22 protein-coding genes are annotated in these 23,187 nt (G+C 43.4%); all 22 read left to right on the top strand.

The window, feature by feature from the left end; translation table 11 throughout:
• Entirely contained in the window at positions 1–1,134 is a 1,134-nt protein-coding gene (nusA, locus tag AM506_RS00220; protein ID WP_060669673.1) for a transcription termination factor NusA, read from the top strand.
• 12 nt (positions 1,135–1,146) lie between these two features.
• Positions 1,147–1,416, top strand: a complete 270-nt coding sequence (gene rnpM / locus AM506_RS00215; RefSeq protein ID WP_060669671.1) for an RNase P modulator RnpM — start codon at positions 1,147–1,149, stop codon at positions 1,414–1,416.
• A gap of 10 nt (positions 1,417–1,426) precedes the next feature.
• Entirely contained in the window at positions 1,427–1,729 is a 303-nt protein-coding gene (locus AM506_RS00210) for a YlxQ family RNA-binding protein (RefSeq protein WP_060669669.1), read from the top strand.
• 20 nt (positions 1,730–1,749) lie between these two features.
• The gene (infB, locus tag AM506_RS00205) at positions 1,750–3,924 is read left to right on the top strand and encodes a translation initiation factor IF-2 (protein WP_060669667.1); all 2,175 of its coding nucleotides are present in this window, start codon (positions 1,750–1,752) and stop codon (positions 3,922–3,924) included.
• Complete coding sequence (locus AM506_RS00200; RefSeq protein ID WP_060669665.1) at positions 3,921–4,199, top strand: DUF503 domain-containing protein; 279 nt, start codon at positions 3,921–3,923, stop codon at positions 4,197–4,199. The genes infB and AM506_RS00200 overlap by 4 nt, the downstream gene beginning before the upstream one ends.
• A gap of 53 nt (positions 4,200–4,252) precedes the next feature.
• On the top strand, positions 4,253–4,621 hold the full coding sequence (gene rbfA / locus AM506_RS00195) for a 30S ribosome-binding factor RbfA (protein WP_060669663.1): 369 nt from the start codon (positions 4,253–4,255) through the stop codon (positions 4,619–4,621).
• A gap of 101 nt (positions 4,622–4,722) precedes the next feature.
• Positions 4,723–5,628 carry a tRNA pseudouridine(55) synthase TruB gene (truB, locus tag AM506_RS00190; RefSeq protein WP_060669661.1) on the top strand — a complete coding sequence of 302 codons (906 nt, stop codon included), beginning with the start codon at positions 4,723–4,725 and terminating at the stop codon, positions 5,626–5,628.
• 18 nt (positions 5,629–5,646) lie between these two features.
• Positions 5,647–6,597, top strand: a complete 951-nt coding sequence (gene ribF / locus AM506_RS00185; protein WP_060669659.1) for a bifunctional riboflavin kinase/FAD synthetase — start codon at positions 5,647–5,649, stop codon at positions 6,595–6,597.
• Between the two features lie 135 nt (positions 6,598–6,732).
• The gene (gene rpsO / locus AM506_RS00180; protein ID WP_034760125.1) at positions 6,733–7,002 is read left to right on the top strand and encodes a 30S ribosomal protein S15; all 270 of its coding nucleotides are present in this window, start codon (positions 6,733–6,735) and stop codon (positions 7,000–7,002) included.
• A gap of 344 nt (positions 7,003–7,346) precedes the next feature.
• Positions 7,347–9,470, top strand: coding sequence for a polyribonucleotide nucleotidyltransferase (pnp, locus tag AM506_RS00175; RefSeq protein WP_060669657.1), 2,124 nt, complete (start codon positions 7,347–7,349; stop codon positions 9,468–9,470).
• 143 nt (positions 9,471–9,613) lie between these two features.
• Positions 9,614–10,618, top strand: a complete 1,005-nt coding sequence (locus tag AM506_RS00170; RefSeq protein ID WP_060669655.1) for a polysaccharide deacetylase family protein — start codon at positions 9,614–9,616, stop codon at positions 10,616–10,618.
• 28 nt (positions 10,619–10,646) lie between these two features.
• Positions 10,647–11,888, top strand: a complete 1,242-nt coding sequence (locus tag AM506_RS00165; protein WP_060669653.1) for a M16 family metallopeptidase — start codon at positions 10,647–10,649, stop codon at positions 11,886–11,888.
• A gap of 117 nt (positions 11,889–12,005) precedes the next feature.
• Positions 12,006–12,239, top strand: a complete 234-nt coding sequence (locus AM506_RS00160; protein ID WP_060669651.1) for a YlmC/YmxH family sporulation protein — start codon at positions 12,006–12,008, stop codon at positions 12,237–12,239.
• Positions 12,240–12,411: 172 nt separating this feature from the next.
• A complete protein-coding gene (dpaA, locus tag AM506_RS00155) occupies positions 12,412–13,314 on the top strand; it encodes a dipicolinic acid synthetase subunit A (RefSeq protein WP_060669649.1) in 903 nt (300 codons plus the stop codon).
• On the top strand, positions 13,311–13,904 hold the full coding sequence (gene dpaB / locus AM506_RS00150; protein ID WP_060669647.1) for a dipicolinate synthase subunit B: 594 nt from the start codon (positions 13,311–13,313) through the stop codon (positions 13,902–13,904). The genes dpaA and dpaB overlap by 4 nt, the downstream gene beginning before the upstream one ends.
• A gap of 198 nt (positions 13,905–14,102) precedes the next feature.
• The gene (gene asd / locus AM506_RS00145) at positions 14,103–15,152 is read left to right on the top strand and encodes an aspartate-semialdehyde dehydrogenase (protein WP_060670657.1); all 1,050 of its coding nucleotides are present in this window, start codon (positions 14,103–14,105) and stop codon (positions 15,150–15,152) included.
• An 87-nt stretch (positions 15,153–15,239) separates the two neighbouring features.
• Positions 15,240–16,478 carry an aspartate kinase gene (gene dapG, locus AM506_RS00140; RefSeq protein ID WP_060669645.1) on the top strand — a complete coding sequence of 413 codons (1,239 nt, stop codon included), beginning with the start codon at positions 15,240–15,242 and terminating at the stop codon, positions 16,476–16,478.
• Between the two features lie 22 nt (positions 16,479–16,500).
• Positions 16,501–17,373 carry a 4-hydroxy-tetrahydrodipicolinate synthase gene (gene dapA, locus AM506_RS00135; protein ID WP_268788360.1) on the top strand — a complete coding sequence of 291 codons (873 nt, stop codon included), beginning with the start codon at positions 16,501–16,503 and terminating at the stop codon, positions 17,371–17,373.
• A 281-nt stretch (positions 17,374–17,654) separates the two neighbouring features.
• Positions 17,655–19,322 (top strand): ribonuclease J, encoded by a 1,668-nt coding sequence (locus AM506_RS00130; RefSeq protein WP_060670653.1) that lies wholly within the window; start codon positions 17,655–17,657, stop codon positions 19,320–19,322.
• 144 nt (positions 19,323–19,466) lie between these two features.
• Complete coding sequence (locus tag AM506_RS00125) at positions 19,467–20,201, top strand: ClpP family protease (protein ID WP_060670651.1); 735 nt, start codon at positions 19,467–19,469, stop codon at positions 20,199–20,201.
• On the top strand, positions 20,198–20,401 hold the full coding sequence (locus AM506_RS00120) for a YlzJ-like family protein (RefSeq protein ID WP_060669643.1): 204 nt from the start codon (positions 20,198–20,200) through the stop codon (positions 20,399–20,401). Before AM506_RS00125 ends, AM506_RS00120 begins: the two co-directional genes overlap by 4 nt.
• Positions 20,402–20,585: 184 nt before the next feature.
• Positions 20,586–22,949 (top strand): DNA translocase FtsK, encoded by a 2,364-nt coding sequence (locus AM506_RS00115; RefSeq protein WP_060669641.1) that lies wholly within the window; start codon positions 20,586–20,588, stop codon positions 22,947–22,949.
• The last annotated feature ends 238 nt before the right edge of the window (positions 22,950–23,187 follow it).

Below are 23,187 nucleotides of genomic sequence, written 5' to 3'. Positions count from 1 at the left end.
ATGAGCACTCAGTTATTAGATGCTCTTACTGTTTTAGAGAAAGAAAAAGGCATTGCCAGAGATGTCATCATTGAAGCCATTGAAGCGGCACTTGTGTCAGCTTATAAACGAAATTTCAACCAGGCACAAAATGTCCGTGTAGACCTTAACCTTGATACGGGTACGATGAGAGTCTTCGCCCGTAAGGAAGTCGTGGATGAAGTGTTCGATTCCCGTCTTGAGATCTCGGTTGAAGACGCCGGGGAAATCAACCCAAGCTACGAAGTGGGAGACGTTGTTGAACTTGAAGTTACTCCTAAAGATTTCGGGCGCATCGCTGCTCAAACGGCTAAACAGGTTGTGACCCAGCGAGTGAGGGAAGCAGAGAGAGGAATTATCTATTCCGAATTTGTGGACCGGGAAGAAGACATCATGACAGGTATCGTTCAACGTCAGGACAATCGGTTCATCTATGTGGCTTTAGGGAAGATTGAAGCCCTCTTACCGGTGAGCGAGCAAATGCCTAACGAAACATACAAACCTCATGACCGGATCAAGGTGTTCATCACGAAGGTAGAAAAGACGACAAAAGGTCCTCAAATCTTTGTTTCACGAACACACCCTGGTCTATTAAAGCGACTATTTGAAATCGAGGTTCCTGAAATCTTTGACGGAACGGTAGAAATCAAATCTGTTGCCCGCGAAGCCGGAGACCGTTCTAAAATTTCGGTTCACGCAGAAAACCCTGAAGTGGATCCCGTAGGTGCTTGTGTGGGAACTAAAGGTGCCCGTGTACAGGCGATCGTGAACGAACTGAAAGGTGAAAAGATCGATATCGTCCAGTGGTCTGAAGATCCCGTGACTTTCGTCGCCAATGCTTTGAGTCCTTCTAAAGTACTGGATGTACAGGTGAACGAAGAAGATAAAGCAACCAGAGTCGTGGTTCCTGACTATCAACTGTCACTCGCAATCGGTAAACGTGGTCAAAACGCTCGTCTTGCAGCTAAATTGACAAACTGGAAGATTGATATCAAGAGCGAAACAGATGCACGCGAATTGGGTTTATATCCTCGGGAAGAGGCCTTTTTGCCTCAGGATGAAGAGGACGAGTATGACAACGAGCCTTTAGATATTGATTTCGAAAATCAAGATTAAGAGGTGGGCAAGATGGGTTTAAACAAGAAGATTCCCTTGCGCAAATGCGTGGCAACGGGTGAAATGAAGCCAAAAAAAGAAATGATACGTATTGTCAGGTCTAAAGAAGGGGAGGTTTCCATCGATCCTACTGGTAAGAAATCAGGACGTGGAGCCTATCTCTCAAAGGATAAAGACGTCATTTTATTAGCCAAAAAGAAAAATACTTTAGCCAATCAATTACAAGCGAAAATAGATGAATCTCTTTACGATGAATTGATTAGCCTTGTAGAGAAGGAGTAACGTTTAGCGTATGAATCAGAATCGTTGGATGTCACTTTTAGGATTGGCAAATCGGGCACGTAAGATTATTTCAGGTGAAGAGCTTGTTATTAAAGAAGTTCGCAGTGGACGAGCGAAACTTGTCATTCTTTCCAAAGATGCTTCTGCTAATACAAACAAGAAAATTACGGACAAATGTAAATCGTATAATGTCCCGGTATGCTTAGTGGAAAACAGGTATGACGTAGGTCAAGCCATTGGAAAAGAGGCAAGGGTAGTCGTCGCCGTAATGGATGCCGGCTTTGCCAAAAAATTATCCGAACTGCTCGATTGAATCTCAGTGGGGGTGAACATATGAGCAAGATGCGTGTATATGAATATGCAAAGAAATACAATGTTTCAAGTAAAGATGTGATCGAAAAATTAAAGCAACTGAATATTGAGGTATCAAACCATATGGCAACTATAGAAGATGACGCGGTAACAAAATTGGACTCGATGTACAAAGCTGATTCAAAAGGGCAAGGGAATAAAGCCGCTAATGAATCTAAATCAAGTGCATCCAAGTCAGACGAAGCTCCAAACAAGGAAAAAGTAAAGACAGCACCGAAAAGTCGTGAAGGAAAAAAACACGATCAACAAAACCAATCAAAGGAGAAAAAGGTCTTCAATAATAATAATAACAACAACAAAAACAGAAACAACAAACAAAATAAGCAGAACAAAAATTTCAAACAGGCTCCTCAACAGCAAACGCCTGCTAAGAAAAAAGAGCTTCCATCTAAGATCACATTCTCAGAATCACTGACAGTTTCAGAACTTGCCAAAAAGCTTCATAAAGAACCATCTGAAATCATAAAAAAACTATTCATGCTTGGTGTCATGGCAACCATCAATCAGGAACTGGATAAAGACTCGATCGAATTGATTGCAGGGGAATACGGAGTAGAAGTGGAAGAAGAGATCAAGGTGGACGCGACCGATCTTGAAGTATATTTCACTGAAGATACAAAAGAGCAAGCCGAAGAACGCCCATCTGTCGTAACCATCATGGGTCACGTCGATCATGGTAAAACAACGCTTCTTGACTCCATCCGTAACACGAAAGTCACAGCAGGGGAAGCAGGCGGGATCACCCAGCATATCGGTGCTTATCAAGTAGATGTAGACGGAAAGAAAATCACATTCCTTGATACTCCGGGGCATGCTGCCTTCACGACTATGCGTGCGCGCGGTGCAAAAGTGACGGACATTGCAATCATTGTAGTAGCTGCAGATGACGGTGTTATGCCTCAAACGGTTGAAGCAATCAATCATGCGAAAGCAGCAGAAGTACCGATCATCATTGCTGTGAATAAAATGGATAAAGAAGCTGCCAACCCAGATCGTGTAATGCAGGAGCTGACAGAGTATGAATTGGTTCCTGAAGCATGGGGTGGAGACACAATCTTCGTACCATTATCCGCATTGTCTGGTGAAGGAATCGACAATTTACTTGAAATGATCGTTCTTGTAAGTGAAGTGGAGGAGCTTAAAGCGAATCCGAATCGTCTTGCCCAAGGAACAGTCATTGAAGCTCAACTGGATAAAGGCCGCGGTTCTGTTGCTACTTTACTCGTTCAAAACGGAACGTTAAAAGTAGGGGATCCAATTGTAGTAGGTAATACATTCGGGCGCGTCCGTGCTATGGTCAATGACCTTGGACGCCGTGTGAAAGAGGCCGGCCCTTCTGCTCCTGTAGAAATTACGGGATTGAATGATGTTCCACAAGCTGGGGACCGTTTCGTCGTATTCGAAGATGAGAAAACAGCGCGTTCCGTTGGTGAAGCGCGTGCATCCCAAGCACTTCAAGCCCAGCGTGGAGAGAAGTCAAAGGTAAGTCTTGAGACCCTGTTCGAGCAAATGAAACAGGGAGAAATGAAGGATCTGAACCTTGTGCTTAAAGCGGATGTCCAAGGATCGGTTGAAGCACTCGCCGCTTCGTTAATGAAGATTGAGGTGGAAGGTGTTAATATCCGGATCATCCACACAGGTGTAGGGGCGATCAATGAATCTGATATTACACTGGCGTCTGCTTCAAATGCCATTGTGATCGGCTTTAACGTGCGACCAGATGTCAATGCCAAGCGTACTGCTGAAGCAGAGGGCGTAGAAATTCGATTACACCGAATCATCTATAAGGTAATGGAAGAGATTGAAGCGGCAATGCAAGGGATGCTTGACCCAGAATTTGAAGAGAAGATCATCGGTCAGGCGGAAGTACGTCAAACATTTAAAGTGTCTAAAGTTGGTACGATTGCGGGAAGCTATGTAACAGAAGGTAAGATTTCTCGTAATAGCGGAGTGCGTCTCATCCGCGACGGTATCGTTATCTTCGAAGGTGAACTCGATGCACTTAAGCGCTTTAAGGATGATGCGAAAGACGTAGCCAAAGGTTACGAATGTGGTATTACGATCAAGAACTTCAATGATGTGAAGGAAGGCGACATCATCGAAGCCTTCATCATGGAGGAAATTACACGTAAATGATCACATATGTTGAATGTGAGTGCATGATTTATGACTCTCACTCATTAAAAGATAAGCGGGCTGTCCTGCAAAGGGTCATGTCACGCCTTAAACAAAAATTCAATGTATCGGTATCTGAAATCGGGCATCAGGATGTATGGCAGCGTACAAGGATTGCCATCGTCACTGTCGCTTCTTCCAAGGGAGCGAGTGAAAGAGAGATTGAACATGCATTGAAATTCATGGATTCTTTTCCTGAGTGGGAACGACTGGAAACCCAAATCGAGTCACTATAAGGAACGCCTTATATCAACGTATAATTATTAACGACATATAAGAGGTGATATTGATGAGCCATCGTGCGAATCGTGTTAGCGAGCAAATGAAGAAAGAGCTCAGCGATATTATCGGACGAAAAATAAAGGATCCACGTATTGGCTTTGTAACGGTTACGGATGTACAAGTATCCGGGGACTTACAACAGGCAAAAGTGTATATTACCGTTCTGGGTGGGGAAGACCAAAGAGAGAACACGCTTAAAGGTCTTGCCAAGGCAAAAGGTTTCATCCGTTCTGAAGTAGGACAGAGAATCCGCCTGCGTAAAACACCTGAAATTATTTTTGAGTTTGATGAGTCGATTGATTATGGTAACCATATTGAATCTTTATTAAGAAAAGTTCAAGATGAACCAGAAGAGTCTAAAGATACAGAAGAGTAATATGAAAGGGCTGATCCGGACGGAAGGACTATTCCAAAGGATCAGCCCTTATTTTTTTTACTTGAAAGGACCAAATACAATGCATACTGGAGGTAATATAGATGAATGGAATCCTGCCCTTATGGAAGCCCAGGGGATTGACGTCCCATGACTGTGTCTTTAAGTTGAGGAAACTCCTCAGAACAAAGAAAGTCGGACATACCGGTACTCTGGACCCTGAAGTCTCGGGTGTCCTGCCTATTTGCATCGGAAGGGCAACCAAGATAGCGGAATATATAACAGCATCCGGAAAGACCTATGAAGGAGAAGTCACGATCGGATATTCCACCACAACAGAAGACGCGTGGGGAGAGAAGGTTGAAGAAAAGAAGGTGGACCGGATCATAACGAGAATGGAGGTTGAGGGGATCCTGCAGGGCATGACCGGAGACATCATCCAGACGCCCCCCATGTTTTCGGCAGTTAAAGTAAATGGAAAGCGGTTATATGAATATGCGAGACAGGGCATAGAAATAGACAGACCTTCAAGGACTGTACATATCCACAGGCTGCAATTGCTGGAGGAGTGGAATGAGTTAGCCGGCGATTACCCTTCATTCGCCTTTGAGGTGGTTTGTGGGAAAGGGACTTATGTAAGGACACTTGCTGTTGAAATCGGGAATGGCCTCGGGTATCCAGCTCATATGTCCGCCCTTACACGAACACAATCAGCCTGTTTTAGAAAAGAAGATTGTATCACGTTCGAACAGATTCAAGAGTTTGTTCAAAATGAGGATCCACAAAACCTTCTCCTTCCACTGGAAATGGGGCTTTCTCATTTGCCGAAAATGACAATTAGTGATACATTAGCAGAGAAAGTGAAGAACGGAGCACGCCTTGAAGAGCCTGAGGACTGGCAGGACGGTTCCGTAGTGATGGAGCATAAAGGTAAGGCTATCGCCATCTATCAGAGGCATCCTGACAAGCCTGGGATCATCAAGCCTGTCAAAGTGCTTTTCAACGACTAGTGAAAAAGGTGAAATACTGTGAAAGTAATAACTGTACATCATCCCCATTCAATTAGTAAGAATGAATTTCCACCACTTGTACTCGCTCTGGGTTATTTCGATGGCGTTCATAAAGGCCATCAAAGGGTGATCAGGGCAGCAGTGGAAGAAGCGAAGGAACAGGACGTTTGCAGCGCGGTGATGACATTTGATCCTCATCCTTCCGTTGTATTAGGTCATAAACACAAGCATATACACTACATAACACCCCTGGAAGATAAGAAAGAAATCATAAAGGAACTCGGTGTGGATTATTTATTCATTGTCCGGTTTACGTCAGAATTTGCAAATCTGACCCCGCAGGACTTCGTGGATCAATATATTATCGGCCTTAATGTTAGGCATGTTGTAGCAGGATATGATTATTCATATGGCAGACTGGGGAAGGGGACGATGGAAACCCTGCCATTCCATTCCCGCGATATGTTTGCCTCCACGACCGTTTCGAAGCTGACAGATGCTGACCTGGATTTGAAAGTGAGTTCTTCCTTAATAAGGGAAAACCTTAAAGAGGGCGATGTTTGCAGGGTGAAAAAGCTTCTTGGCAGACCATTCAAAATGAAGGGAACGGTCATACACGGAGATAAAAGAGGGAGGAAAATCGGGTTTCCTACAGCAAATATCGAACTCTCTGATGACTACTTGACCCCTAAGGTGGGGGTGTATGCGGTAAGGATGAAAATTCATGATAAATGGTTTGAAGGTGTGTGCAATATCGGGTACAAGCCGACCTTTAAAAATCCGGATGATTATTCTTTGACAATTGAAGTGCATCTTTTTGATTTCCACACTTCCATTTACGGAGAGGAAGTATTCATTGAATGGTATGATAGAATAAGGGACGAACAGAAATTTTCCGGAATAGAGGAGCTAATCTCCCAAATTCAGAAAGATAAAGACCAGGCGATAGACTACTTTGCGAAAAATTGAGGATTACACTTGATTTTTATTCAAAAGAGTAGTATTCTAAATATCGTATGAAATGAACCTTTGCTTGGCATCACGATTCACCAACGGCTGCTCAGTAACAGGGGATTTGAAAGAAATTACTAGGAGGTGAAAAGGATGGCTATCACTAAAGAACGTAAAAACGAACTTATCAGTGAATACAAAGTACATGAGAACGATACTGGATCTCCAGAAGTTCAAATTGCTGTCCTAACTGAAGAAATTAACAACCTGAACGATCACTTACGCGTTCACAAGAAAGATCACCACTCTCGTCGCGGTCTTCTTAAAATGGTAGGTCACCGTCGTAATCTATTATCTTACTTACGTAAGAAAGATGTACAACGCTACCGTGAGTTAATTAACAAATTAGGTTTACGTCGATAAACAGACAAAGGAAGCGGGATTATGTCCCGCTTTTTCTTTAGCTTTCATAAGTGGAAATCTTTGTATGATCCTCCACTTCTTTTTATACATTTTCATCATTTAACGTATTCATTTTACTCGTTTTTGTCTAAAATACATAATATGTATACTGAGTGGATAGCAGACCCTCGTTTAATTGGTGAAGCATCCGCAGTGATACAACATCCTGTATTTACATAGTCAGCAGGGATTCAAATAAACGAATATAACAGCGCATATGTGCATGATATAGATTAATTTTATGTTTATCCGGGTTGGGTACAGGCCGAACCTTTTAGTGATATATAAAGAGAGGGGTACACTTTATGGAACAAACTAAACAAACCTTTTCCATCGAATGGGCCGGAAGAGAATTGACGGTCGAAGTTGGCCAATTTGCCAAACAAGCGAATGGAGCGGTAATGGTACGTTATGGAGATACTGCGGTACTTAGCAGTGCTACAGCTTCGAAAGAACCAAAACCTTTGGATTTCTTCCCATTAACCGTTAACTATGAAGAGAGATTATATGCAGTGGGTAAAATCCCTGGAGGTTTCATTAAACGTGAAGGCCGTCCGAGTGAGAAAGCCATCCTGGCGAGCCGCTTAATAGATCGTCCCATCCGACCATTGTTCGCAGATGGATTTCGTAATGAAGTTCAAGTAATCAGCATTGTGATGAGTGTGGACCAAAATTGTTCATCCGAAATGGCTGCTATGTTTGGTTCTTCATTAGCGCTTTCGGTTTCAGATATTCCGTTCGAAGGTCCGATTGCAGGAGTCATTGTTGGACTTGTGGATGGAGAATTCATCATTAACCCTTCTGTTGAGCAATTGGAGAAGAGTGAGATTCATTTATCTGTAGCTGGTACGAAAGATGCCATCAATATGGTAGAAGCGGGAGCAAATGAGGTTCCGGAAGAGACAATGCTTGAAGCGATCATGTTCGGTCATGAAGAGATTAAGCGTCTGGTTGCTTTCCAGGAAGAAATCGTCGCTAAAGTCGGTAAAGAGAAATCTGCAATTCAACTTGTTGAATTGGATCAAGACGTTGAAGCAGAGGTTCGTTCCTTATGTGAAAGTGAATTGATTCCTGCCATTCAAGTTCAAGAGAAGCATGCTCGTGAAGAAGCAATTGGAAATGTTAAAGATAAAGTGATGGCCGTTTATGAAGAAGAGAAGGAAGCTGATGAAGCTACCTTGAAACAAGTGAAAAAGGTATTGGATATGCTTGTGAAAAATGAAGTTCGCCGACTGATCACTGAAGATAAAGTACGCCCTGATGGCCGTAAGGTTGATGAAATCCGTCCACTGTCTTCTGAGGTTGGTTTATTGCCAAGAACTCATGGTTCTGGACTATTCACACGTGGACAAACCCAGGCGCTAAGTATTTGTACGCTGGGTGCTTTAGGAGATGTTCAGGTGCTTGATGGTCTTGGGATCGAAGAATCAAAACGATTCATGCACCATTATAATTTCCCTCAATTCAGTGTAGGTTCTACAGGACCGATCAGAGGACCTGGTCGTCGTGAAATCGGACACGGAGCATTGGGAGAAAAGGCTCTGGATCCAATTATTCCAAATGAAAAAGACTTCCCTTATACCATTCGTCTTGTTTCAGAAGTCCTCGAATCCAACGGTTCAACTTCTCAAGCAAGTATTTGTGCAAGTACCCTCGCAATGATGGACGCCGGTGTTCCAATTAAAGCACCTGTAGCCGGGATAGCAATGGGGCTTATCAAATCTGGTGAAAATTACTCCATCCTGACAGATATTCAAGGAATGGAAGATCACCTTGGTGACATGGACTTTAAAGTTGCTGGAACTTCTAAAGGTGTAACTGCTCTTCAAATGGATATCAAAATTGATGGATTATCCCGTGAAATTCTTGAAGAAGCACTTCAACAAGCTAAAAAAGGAAGAATGCAGATTCTTGACAGCATGTTAGCAACAATCGGTGAAGCAAGAACGAGTCTGTCCCAATACGCTCCGAAGATCCTGACCATGCATATTAATCCTGATAAAATCCGCGATGTCATTGGACCAAGTGGTAAGCAGATCAATAAGATCATCGACGAAACAGGCGTTAAGATTGATATTGAGCAGGACGGAACGATCTTCATCTCCTCTACTGATGAAGAGATGAATAAAGTAGCTAAGAAAACGATTGAAGATATCGTAAGAGAAGTCGAAGCTGGGCAAATGTATCTTGGAAAAGTGAAACGAATTGAGAAATTCGGTGCATTTGTAGAAATCTTCAGTGGTAAAGATGGACTTGTTCATATTTCTGAACTTGCAGAAGAACGTATCCGCAAGGTTGAAGATGTAGTGGCGATCGGTGACGAAATCCTTGTAAAGGTTCTGGATATCGATAACCAAGGAAGAGTCAACTTATCACGAAAAGCAGTTCTTAAAGAACAGCGTGAAAAGGAAGAACAAAACCAGGGTTAATCTTTTAAGATTGGCAGGCTGTCCTGTAGGGAGCAAACTCTCCTCCGGGACGGCTTTTTTTATCTGTTCGACGAGCTTTATGCAGCATGTTCTACCCTGTTCTTTTCTTACATATGTTTGTAGGAGAAGGAAGGTGGACAGGGATGGAAAAAAAATACTTGATTGGAATTAGTCTAATTGCTATTCTGACTTTAGTAGCAGTGGAGAATCCTCTAACAGATCAGTATGTGACCGGGTTAAAAAAAGAGGCAGTAGTAGTGAGTGGGGGAAACAACACAAACGATCTTACCCGTATGATAAAAGAGGAAGCCAAATCAAGAGAGATACCGGCTCAGGATGCTGTGATAGATACCGTTTGGAAAGCTACACCTGGATATAATGGATTGAAAGTAGACGTAGAGGCGTCCTTACAAAATATGAAGAAAGAAAAATCATTTGATGAAGACAAGCTGGTTTACAAACAAATCCCTCCTGAAAAGCATTTACCTGATTTACCTGCCTCTCCTGTCTATCGTGGGAATCCTGATAAGCCCATGGTATCCTTTATAATCAATGTAGCGTGGGGAAATGAATACATCCCTGATATGCTTGCAACTTTGAAAAAGCATCAGGTATATGCTACGTTCTTTCTAGAGGGGAGATGGGTGAAGAATAACCCGGATTTGGCGAAGATGATCGTGGATGCGGGACATGAGGTGGGGAATCATTCATATTCCCATCCTGATATGAAGGTACTTGAAGCCAGCAAGGTAAAAGAAGAATTGAAAAAAACAAATGAAATGATTGAAGTGACCACAGGTGAAAAAGTAAAGTGGTTTGCTCCGCCAAGCGGCAGCTACAGGGATGAAGTTGTAAAAATTGCAGATGACATGCAAATGAGGACGATCATGTGGAGTGTTGATACGATTGACTGGCAAAAACCACAACCCAATGTGCTAATTGAACGTGTAATGGGTAAAATGCACAAAGGGGCGATTGTACTCATGCATCCTACAGCTTCAACAGCCAATTCATTGAACACACTGATTCTTCAAATAAAAGAAAAAAATTTGAGGCTAGGTACGATTTCAAGTTTAGTGAAAGAAGAGAGAATCGTAGAAGAGGCAGATAATTCATCACAACAAGGAAATAGTAAGAAGAAGCAGTAACTTCACATCATGAATAGGAGGAACTTTCTTGATTAAGAAATATACATGTCAAAATGGATTGCGAATCGTACTGGAAGAAATTCCACACGTTCGTTCCGTAGCAATAGGGGTCTGGATTGGAACAGGCTCGCGAAATGAAACCGAACAAAATAATGGGATCTCCCATTTTCTTGAGCATATGTTTTTTAAAGGCACAAAGACCAAGACTGCACGTGAAATAGCCGAGTCCTTTGACAGCATAGGTGGACAGGTAAACGCATTTACTTCAAAGGAATATACGTGCTATTATGCAAAAGTATTGGACAATCATGCAGATTACGCATTACATACACTTTCAGATATGTTCTTCAACTCCACATATGTAGAAGAGGAGTTAAATAAGGAAAAAAATGTAGTGTATGAGGAAATAAAAATGTATGAAGATACTCCTGACGATATAGTACATGATTTACTTAGTAAGGCAGTTTATGAAGAGCATCCACTGGGCTATCCTATCCTGGGAACGGAAGGTACACTGAATACATTTAATCAGTCAAAATTGAAGGAATATATGCATGACATGTACACACCGGACCAGGTAGTGGTGTCCGTTGCAGGAAATGTGGACGAGACATTCATCAAAGAGGTTGAAAAGTTATTCGGTTCATATGAAGGCGGAAAAGGTCCGGAAGAGAGGATCAAACCTGCGTTTCATTACAATAAGCTTGCCCGTAAGAAAGATACGGAACAGGCCCATTTATGCTTAGGTTTCGATGGTCTCGAAATCGGTCATCCTGACATTTACAACTTGATTGTGTTGAATAACGTATTGGGTGGCAGTATGTCTTCCCGCCTGTTCCAGGAGGTTCGTGAACAGAGAGGACTCGCTTATTCTGTATTCTCCTATCACTCTGCTTACGAAGACAGCGGGATGGTAACCATTTATGGAGGGACAGGGGCCAATCAATTAGATGAATTATTCGATACCATCGACAGTACACTAGTAACTCTTAAAGGAGAGGGGATTACCTCGAAAGAATTGCAAAACAGCAAAGAGCAATTAAAAGGTAATCTTATGTTGAGTTTAGAAAGCACCAATAGCCGTATGAGCAGGAACGGAAAGAATGAATTACTGCTGAAACGACACCGGACCCTCGATGAAATCGTCGAAGAAATCGATGGAGTGACCATGGATAAAGTCAATCGTCTCGCTTTGGAAATCTTCACAGATGACTATGCTTCTTCACTCATCAGCCCGGCTGGGAACCTGCCTCAAAATATGAAAAAATAACCGGAAAAAGCAGACCAAGAGAGGTCTGCTTTTTTTATGGAACGATAAGTTCTTCTTCTAAAAAATGTGGACAGTGTATACATTGTATTACATAGCTATTTTTAGGAGGACAGAATCATGAGGTTAAGTGAGTTAAGCGGGAAAGAAATCGTTGATTATAAAAAAGCGGAACGGCTTGGCATTCTGGGTCAGACAGATCTTGAATTTAATGATAAGTCAGGCAGCATCAATGCGCTGATCATCCCTACCGGGAAATGGCTGAGGAAGCAGGGGGGAGAAATCCGGGTTCCCTGGCATCAGATCCGGACAATCGGGGCAGATATGATCATTTTGGAAGTTTCGGATGACTAATGGTTACTACAGCAATACGAAAACGGGTCCTGACCCGTTTTTTATTTTGCCTGCTTTTCTAAAACCGTCCATACTTGCTTTTCTTCTCACCCATTGGGTATGTGCTACATACACTGTTGAAGTGAAAAGGGATTTAGAATAGCGATTATGTAAAAAGTAGGTGAAATCAGTGATGCTGACCGGAATGCAGATCGCAGTTCTAGGCGGAGATGCTCGTCAACTTGAGATTATTCGTAAGCTTACGGAGTTGGATGCCAGAATATCACTCGTAGGTTTTGAACAACTAGATCATGCCTTTACAGGGGCTACGAAGGAAAAACTGGGTGAAGTGGACTTTTCAGTGATGGATGCCATTATCCTACCTGTACCCGGCACGAATCTACAAGGAGAAATAGATACGATTTTTTCAAATGAAAAAATCGTATTAACGGAAGAAATTGTATCTGAAACGCCAGAGCACTGTACGATCTATTCAGGAATTAGTAATGCGTACTTGGATCAAATCATGTCTTCAACGAACCGCAAACTTGTTCAGTTGTTTGAAAGAGACGACGTTGCCATCTATAATTCCATCCCTACAGTAGAGGGAACGATTATGATGGCTATTCAACATACAGACTTTACGATCCACGGTTCCGACATCGTGATATTGGGTCTCGGCAGAGTGGGTATGAGTGTAGCCAGGACGTTTCATCATTTAGGGGGAAGGGTGAAGGTCGGAGTGCGCAAGAGTGAGCACTTGGCCCGGGTGACCGAAATGGGGTTAGTGCCATTCCACTTAGATGATTTGGAAAAAGAGGTTGAGAATTGTGATATTTGTATTAATACAATTCCAGTGCCCATAGTGAAGGCTGGCATCATAGCCAAAATGCCTGCTCATACATTAATTATCGATTTGGCTTCAAAGCCTGGCGGTACAGATTTTCGTTATGCAGAAAAACGTGGGATTAAAGCATTGTTAGCCCCGGGGCTCCCAGGAATCGTAGCACCGAAAACGGCAGGGCAGATCCTGGCGAATGTTCTTTGTCAATTATTAGAAGAAGATTTTGATTTAGGAAAGGAGAGTTCAACATGAGTGTGAAAGGTAAACGTATCGGGTTTGGTCTCACAGGATCTCATTGTACCTACGATGCAGTGTTCCCTGAAATCGAGAGATTAGTGAATAATGGAGCGGAAGTCATGCCCGTTGTGACATCTACCGTTATGAATACGGAAACAAGATTCGGTAAAGGAGAAGATTGGATCAAACGAATCGAAGACGTAACCGGTCATAAAGTGATCGATTCAATCGTCAAGGCAGAACCCCTTGGTCCAAAGATTCCACTGGATTGCATGGTGATTGCCCCCTTAACGGGTAATTCTATGAGTAAGTTTGCCAATGCAATGACCGATTCCCCTGTGTTAATGGCCGCCAAAGCAACACTGCGTAACCACCGCCCTGTAGTCCTCGGGATTTCCACAAATGATGCTCTGGGATTAAATGGAATAAATCTGATGAGATTAATTTCAACGAAAGATATTTATTTTATTCCCTTTGGGCAGGATGCACCTGAAAGTAAACCAAAATCGATGGTTGCCAGAATGACATTGATTCAAGAGACGATCGAAGCGGCGATGGAAGGACATCAGCTTCAACCCGTCGTCATCGAAAGATATTTAGATTAATTCAAGAAGAAGGTCATCGCCCGGGAAATTCAGATGACCTTCTTTTCATGCATGTAAAGATAGACGAACCCGGAATCATCAATAAAAAATCCTATTGTCGAATAATTGTTTATGTTAAAATATTCTTTAATATAGTAATAGACTAAATTAACTTACCTATTTTACTATGAGAATATTGAATGGTTGGAAGGAGAGAAGATTTTGAATACAACGGGATTTCATGTAGCTGTTGTGGGTGCCACCGGTGCCGTAGGACAACAAATGCTACAAACATTAGAAAAAAGGGATTTTCCAATAAAACAATTGACTTTACTATCATCAGCACGTTCTGCGGGTTCCACTGTCATATTTAAAGGAAAAGAATGGACGGTTGAAGAAGCGAAGCCTGAAAGTTTCGATGGGGTTGACATCGCTTTATTTAGTGCAGGTGGGAGTGTATCCAAACTTCTTGCTCCTGAAGCCGTAAAACGCGGGGCGGTCGTAGTCGACAATACGAGTGCATATCGCATGGATCCGGATGTTCCACTTGTAGTCCCGGAAGTGAATGAAGAGGACATCAAGCTTCACAATGGAATCATTGCCAATCCGAACTGCTCGACGATTCAAATGGTTGCTGCACTCGAACCGATCCGCCAGCAGTATGGCCTGAAGAAAGTTATCGTATCCACTTATCAAGCCGTTTCAGGCGCCGGTGCCGTGGCAATTGATGAACTCCACGCGCAATCACAGGCCATTTTATCCGGTGAATCATTTGAACCGGGTGTGTTACCTGTAAAAGGCGACAAAAAACATTATCAGATTGCTTATAATGCCATTCCTCAAATTGATACATTTCAGGACAATGGCTTCACATTCGAAGAAATGAAAATGATCAATGAAACGAAAAAGATCATGCATATGCCTTCTCTAAAGGTTTCAGCGACGTGTGTCAGATTACCGGTTGTAACAGGTCACTCCGAAAGTGTATATATTGAAATTGAGAAGGACTCTGTTACGGTGAAAGATATCCACGCACTTCTTCAAGATGCACCCGGGGTAACCCTGGAAGATGTACCTGAAGAACAAATCTATCCGATGCCTGCTCATGCCGTAGGTAAGCCGGATGTATTTGTAGGTCGCGTCCGTAAAGACCTTGATGAAGACAGGGGATTCCATATGTGGGTTGTGTCTGACAACTTACTGAAGGGAGCTGCCTGGAATTCTGTTCAAATCGCAGAAAGTTTAATGAATCTGGGGCTAATTAAGTAATGAAGAGGGATCATCTCAGCTATTAATCTGCATAATTCCACTAATCGTTTTCCAGATACCTCTTGAATATGACAACGAGGTGTAGTCATGAAAGTGATCGTTCAAAAATTTGGTGGAACTTCTGTACGTGATGAGGCAAGTCGCCTGAAGGCAATGGCCCACACGAAACAAGCAATTGATAAAGGGTATAAAGTGGTGGTAGTCGTTTCAGCAATGGGAAGAAAAGGTGAACCCTACGCCACGGATTCACTGTTGTCCTTAATCGGCGGCAGAAACACTTCAATCAGTAAACGGGAGCAGGACCTTTTATTATCCTGTGGAGAAATCATTTCGAGTCTGGTCTTTTCCAATATGCTCCTCGAACATGGTATCCGTTCGACAGCCCTGACCGGAGCCCAGGCGGGGTTCCGGACGAATAACGATTTTAACAATGCAAAAATTATAGAGATGAAATGCAGCCGGTTGGTAAGGGAACTGGAACATCATGATGCCGTCGTAGTGGCAGGCTTTCAGGGAGCGACCAAGGATGGGGATGTGACAACCATCGGCAGAGGGGGGAGTGATACCTCCGCATCTGCACTTGGGGTAGCATTAAAAGCGGACTACATCGATATTTTCACAGATGTGGAAGGGGTCATGACTGCGGATCCCCGCATTTCTTCCAAGGCAAGACCGATAACCGTCGTTTCATATAACGAAGTGTGTAATATGGCATATCAGGGAGCCAAGGTCATACATCCGAGGGCAGTTGAAATTGCCATGAATTCGAATGTGCCGATACGGATTCGTTCGACCTATTCAACTGGAGAAGGCACTCTTGTGACGACCCTGGAAAATACGAGGGCCCATAAAGAGTTCAGGAGCCACCCAGTAACAGGGATCGCTCACGTATCCAACCTCACCCAAATTAAAGTATTCGCTAAGGAAGATCAGTACAATCTTCAGGCTGAAGTGTTCAAAGCCATGGCGAAAGAGGGGATCAGCGTAGATTTTATCAATATTTCCCCGAGAGGTGTCGTGTACACGGTGGGTTCTTCGGTAGCGGATGATGCAATCAGTGTTTTAAGTAAGATAGGGCATAACCCCATTATAGAGTCGGAGTGTGCTAAGATCTCAGTAGTGGGGGCGGGGATGACAGGTGTCCCCGGAGTGACCTCTGCAATTGTTTCTTCCCTGTCGAACGAAGGGATCCGTATACTTCAATCAGCAGACAGTCATACGACCATCTGGGTTCTGGTGAAGGAAATGGACTTGATCAATGCCATCAATGCCCTTCATGATACATTCCAATTACAAGAAAGAAATGCTACATTCAAAGTGGGATAAACTTACGAGGAGAGTGACTAGATTGAATTTTGGCCGAGTTTCTACGGCGATGGTTACACCATTTGACCGTAAAGGAAATATTGACTTTACTAAAACGACGCAATTAATCCATTATCTGATCGAGAATGGATCCGATTCATTAGTAGTGGCAGGCACTACTGGGGAGTCTCCCACCTTAACGAAAGAAGAAAAGATTGCACTATTCCGTCACGTGGTGAAAGTGGTGAATGGCAGAATTCCGGTCATTGCCGGGACGGGAAGCAACAACACCCATGCTTCGATCGAACTTACAAAGAAGGCGGAGGAGGCAGGCGTCGATGCCATCATGCTTGTAGCGCCTTATTATAATAAGCCGAGTCAGGAGGGGATGTACCAGCATTTCAAGATGATTGCAGAGTCAACTTCCTTACCTGTCATGCTGTATAATATTCCGGGCAGGTCAAGCGTCAATGTCTCACCTGAAACGATTATACGTCTCTCAAAGATCGGGAACATCGTTGCTGTGAAAGAAGCAAGTGGGGATCTGGCCAGCATGACTGAAATCATTTCCCATACGACTGATGATTTTATGTTGTACAGTGGTGATGACGGCCTAACCCTGCCGGTATTATCCATTGGCGGGGCGGGGATTGTGTCAGTGGCTTCCCATGTCATCGGAAATGAGATGAAGGAGATGGTCACATCCTTTTTAGGAGGGAACATCATCCATGCAGCACAGCAGCACCAAAAGCTCCTTCCAATCATGAACGGCCTGTTTACCAGCCCGAATCCCACTCCGGTCAAAACAGCCCTTCAGATGAAAGGCCTGGACGTTGGCTCTGTGCGATTGCCGTTGATCCCCTTAACAGAAGTAGAAAGAGCAAAACTGTCTCACTTGCTCGAAGCGTTATCTTAATTGAATGCATATACTATATCCTTAAGACTGTGAAGATACGTCCTTCGCGGTCTTTTTTTATTACAGGGCGAAATCCGTTTGGTTACTTGAAAGACAATTATTCAAAAGAAGAAGGATTTATTCTTAGCGTATCGAAATAGTAACGTAGAATAAATGATTGCAGTCTTTTTCCTAATCCTGAACATGAAGGATAAAATTGGTTGTACTACCAAAATGGTATCAAGTATAATGAATATAACTGATTGAAGATCGGGGAAGGAACAGCATAGGAGGACATAATGGTGAGTAAGATAAAGAATGAAAGCATTAAGGTGATACCACTCGGGGGAGTGGGAGAGATAGGCAAGAACATGTACGTGATAGAAGTCGACCATGAAATATTCGTGATCGACGCAGGACTTATGTTTCCGGAAAATGAAATGCTTGGAATCGATATCGTCATTCCTGACATTCAATATTTGATTGAAAATAAAGAACGGGTAAAAGGGATCTTCTTGACCCATGGACATGAAGACAGTATTGGTGCGATTTCATATGTATTAACAAAGATCAAGGCTCCGGTCTATGGAACACGCTTAACGAATGCACTCGTAAAGGCACGTTTGAAGGATGACCATATCAGGGATGATGTGAAGTTCTATACGATTCATTCTGATAGCTATCTTACGTTTGACGGGGTGAATGTTACGTTCTTTAAAACCACACACAGCATCCCTGATTCAGTCGGGGTGTGCATACATACATCTGAAGGAGTCATCGTCCATACAGGGGAATTCAAGTTCGATCAATCGGCAAAACATCTTTACCGGCCGGATTTAGGCAAGATGGCACAAATCGGTGAGAAAGGTGTCCTTTGTTTGTTGTCTGATAGTAAAGAGGCCGAGAGACCAGGGTTTACAACATCAGAGTCGGTTATCGAACAACATATCACGAACGCCTTGCGTAAAGCTTCAGGGAGAGTGATCGTGGCATGCTTCGCCTCGAATTTAATTCGTCTTCAGCAGGTGTTCGATGCAGCTGAGCAGAATAATCGAAAAGTGGCTGTGGTCGGGAAGAGCTTAAAGAGAGTCTATGATGTGGCCTTGAAACTCGGATACCTTCATGTCAGGGATGAAATGATCATTGGAATTGACGAAATGGGGAATTATCCTAAAGATGAAGTCCTCATCATAGCCACAGGCACTCAAGGGGAACCGTTTGAAGCCCTTCAACGGATGTCAAAGCGTTCCCATCGTCTTGTGAACATTGAAGAGGGTGACACGGTCCTCATTACCGCCACACCTTCCCCAGGCATGGAAGTGATTGTCGGCAGGACGATCGACATGCTTTATAGAGCCGGGGCAAATGTGTTAACCGCGTCGAAAAAAGTTCATGTGTCAGGTCACGGGAGTCAGGAAGACTTGAAGTTCATGTTGAATATCATGAAACCGAAGTACTTCATTCCCATCCAGGGTGAATATAAAATGCTCGTCGCTCATACTCAGCTCGCCCATGATACCGGTCTTCCTTATAAGCAGATCTTTATCATGGATAGGGGAGACGTGCTTCAATACAAAGATGGGAAGATGAGAATGAGCGGCCGTGTTCAGGCGGGTAATGTATTGATCGATGGAATCGGTGTCGGCGACGTAGGGAATATTGTACTTCGTGATCGTAAATTATTATCGGAAGACGGTGTGTTTACCGTCGTCGTCACCATCAACAGAAGATCGAAATCCATCGTCTCAGGGCCTGAAATCATCTCCAGGGGATTCGTGTATGTGAGGGAGTCTGAGGAATTGATCGAAGGGGCAGGGGGAATCGTGACGGATGTGGTTCATTCCTATCTGCAAAAAGGATCATTTGAATGGACAGCGATCAAGCAGGACATCCGGGATCAACTAAATTATTTCCTTTTTAATAAAACTCGAAGAAGACCAATGATTTTACCGATCATCATGGAAGTATAAAGTGTGAGGCTATTTGTTACGAACAAATAGCCTCATATTTATTTGAACTTAAAGAATAAAGTATGAAAACACTCCCATATTAAAATAATAACAAGAGAATGGGAATGAAAAGGAGATGTTTTCATGGAACAAAATCGTGAACATATGCAGGATGAGCCGAACAAAGGACAGGATGATCAGAAAGACAAGCCGTCTGGATTGATGGAAAAGATTCAACAGCTGGGTCAAACGAATGTTCCACAACTTTCTCAAGACTCCAATATTCACTGCCTCACCATTGTGGGCCAGATAGAAGGACATATGCAGCTTCCGCCTCAGAATAAAACAACAAAGTATGAGCATGTCATCCCCCAGCTTGTGGCCATTGAACAAAATCCCAAAATCGAAGGGCTGGTTGTGATTCTGAATACGGTGGGGGGAGATGTAGAAGCGGGTCTGGCCATTTCCGAAATGATAGCCTCATTATCCAAACCTACTGTTTCCGTCGTACTTGGGGGAGGACATAGCATCGGGGTTCCAATTGCTGTATCTTGCGACTTCTCTTTCATTGCAAGTACGGCTACCATGACGATCCACCCCGTTCGATTAACCGGTTTAGTCATAGGTGTGCCCCAAACATTTGAGTATCTGGATAAAATGCAGGATCGGGTGGTCAGCTTTGTCACCAAACACAGTAATATCACGGAAGAGGATTTTAAAGACCTTATGTTTGCAAAAGGGAACCTCACAAGGGATATAGGTACGAATGTGGTGGGGGATGATGCCGTGGAGTACGGATTGATCGATGGGATCGGCGGCATCGGTTCGGCAATCAGAAAGATCAATGAATTGATCGAGATGAAGAAGCATGCAGATTCACAAGAGGGGTTGGTGCAATGATCCTCTACACAATGGTTCCCAATGATATGGTGTTCCCGACCGATGAAAGTGAATTCAGCGGGCAAATGATGATAAACTATCAAGGCGTTCCCCTTCTAGTGCAGCAGGAGAAAAACAATTATCGAATCATCAGGGTCATGAGCAGTGATCCGGCCCATTACTTAAATGATCAAATCTGCCCAGGTGAATATCTCAACTAATTCAAGAAGAGGATACTCCCGAAATAGTGGGTATGATATAATATTACTGAGAAGACAGTAGATACCAAAAGTACACGGGAAGGGTTTGACACCTTAGGCACATACATTGCCCCAAAGGGTCAGCCCTTTCTTCATCTTTTAGTACATAATTCAGATAGACTTCAACAGAATTTAGGTGAATGGTTTGGCAAAACGAAAAAAAAGAAAAAAACGCTCTCAAACCGGCTCTGCACTAAAACAGACAATCAAGTATGAGATCATCGGATTGATCCTGGCCGCATTAAGCCTGATATCCATCATAGAGCTTGGAGCCGTTGGAAAGGCACTTGTCTATTTTTATCGTTTCTTCCTGGGAGAATGGTATATGATTGCCCTTCTATGGATGCTGTATGTAGCGGGGTACCTGATGATTAAACGAGAGGTGCCGATGTTGTTCAGCAGGAGACTTGTCGGGTTATACATCATCATTGCCAGTTTCCTCCTATTAAGTCATGTGAAATTATTTGATCTCCTTTCAAATGGCGGTTCATTCGATAATCCCAGTGTGATCATGAATACGTGGGATTTATATTGGATGGACGTAAACGGTGAATCCAGTACGTCCGATCTTGGAGGGGGAATGATCGGCAGCATCCTGTTTGCGGTTTCCTACTTTCTATTTGACTCCCAGGGAGCGAGGATCGTCAGCGCAACTTTCATTATGATCGGCATCATCCTTGTCACCGGTAAATCCATTGGGGACGTACTTGGAAGAGCAGGGAAACGCTTTGGTGCGTTCATGAGTGGACAATGGTCAGCATTTAAACAGGATATGAGCGACTGGAAAGAAGAGCAATCCAAGAAAAAAGAAGTAAAAGAGAAGAAAAAGCAAGATGCACCATTGAGAAAAGAAGAATCGGCTGCACCAGTGCTTCCCGAGGAAGAAGAAACGCGGGAACCGATCATCTCGAATTTCGCAGAGCGTGCATATGGCGGTACACACTCAAAAGAAGACCCCGCCTCTTCAGGAGCCGGGACAAGTAACGATAAAGAGGCTTCTAAATCAGGAAAAGAGGGCGATATGGAAGGTGAAGCAGAAGCAGCCCCGCCAATCACCTTTACGGAAGTGGAAAATAAAGATTACAAGCTTCCTTCAATCTCTTTATTAAAAACACCGAGAAAAACGGATCAGAGTAACGAGTATCAATTGATTCATGCCAACGCAGCTAAGCTTGAAAGAACATTTCAAAGCTTCGGGGTAAAGGCGAAAGTGACACAAGTCCACCTTGGTCCTGCAGTCACAAAATATGAAGTACATCCAGATGTAGGGGTGAAAGTAAGCAGGATCGTCAACCTGAGTGATGATCTGGCTTTGGCCCTTGCAGCGAAAGATATTCGGATTGAAGCTCCGATACCGGGTAAATCGGCCATCGGTATTGAGGTTCCGAACTCAGAAGTAGCTATGGTGTCCCTGAGGGAGGTACTTGAAGCGAAGGAGCATAACAAACCGGAAGCAAAGCTGCAGATTGGCTTAGGACGGGATATTACCGGTGAAGCGGTACTCGCTGAGCTGAATAAAATGCCTCACTTACTGGTAGCGGGGGCAACAGGGAGCGGTAAGAGTGTATGTATCAATGGAATCATCACGAGTATTCTCATGAGGGCAAAGCCCCATGAAGTAAAGCTGATGATGATTGATCCGAAAATGGTTGAACTGAACGTATACAATGGAGTTCCACATCTCCTGGCTCCCGTCGTAACAGATGCCAAGAAAGCCTCCCAGGCATTAAAGAAAGTTGTAAGCGAAATGGAGCGCAGATATGAGTTATTCTCTCATACGGGAACGAGGAATATTGAAGGTTACAATGACTACGTTAAGAGACAGAATATAGAAAATGAAGATAAACAGCCTTTGCTACCTTATATCGTAGTGATTGTAGACGAGCTGGCGGATCTCATGATGGTAGCCTCGAGCGACGTGGAGGATGCCATCACCAGGCTTGCACAGATGGCACGTGCTGCCGGGATCCATCTTATCATTGCAACGCAGCGTCCATCGGTAGACGTCATAACAGGAGTCATTAAAGCAAATATCCCGTCACGGATCGCCTTCGCCGTATCGTCCCAAACCGATTCCAGAACGATACTGGATTCCGGTGGTGCTGAAAAGCTACTGGGAAGGGGAGATATGCTCTTCATGCCTGTTGGGGCATCCAAGCCCACTAGGGTGCAAGGTGCATTTTTATCAGATGAAGAAGTAGAAGAAATCGTTGATTTTGTCATCTCTCAACAAAAGGCTCAATATCAGGAAGAAATGATTCCTGATGAAGTGCCTGAGGATGAGAAGTCAGGTGAAGCGGAAGACGAGTTATACCATGATGCCGTCCAGTTGATCGCGGAAATGCAAACTGCATCCGTCTCGATGCTTCAAAGAAGATTCAGGATCGGCTATACAAGAGCCGCGAGATTAATCGATGAGATGGAAGTAAGGGGAGTCGTAGGCCCTTATGAAGGCAGTAAACCCAGAACCGTCCTTGTCGGGAAACCATCAGAAGAGCAAAGTTCATAATAAAAGGTGTGTTACTCTATTCATATCGGATGGGGTAACATACCTTTTTTTTGTGTAGAAAGGAGGAAAATCCATCATTTGAAAACGCTTTAATAAAAGTGATACGGGTTTATCCACGAATGTGTTATACTATTAAAAGCGTTTACAAGTGTAATGGCTTTGTTGAGAGTATGTAAAAAATGATAACGGAAATCGATCTGACTGTAAAAAAGTAGTTAATATATACCATTTAAGCCCA

Origin of the sequence: Rossellomorea vietnamensis, assembly GCF_001305855.1 — a bacterium.
In the GTDB taxonomy this organism is placed as follows: domain Bacteria; phylum Bacillota; class Bacilli; order Bacillales; family Bacillaceae_B; genus Rossellomorea; species Rossellomorea vietnamensis_A.
The sequence above is the reverse complement of the archived record's forward strand: the minus strand, read 5'-3'. Positions and strand labels throughout refer to the sequence as shown.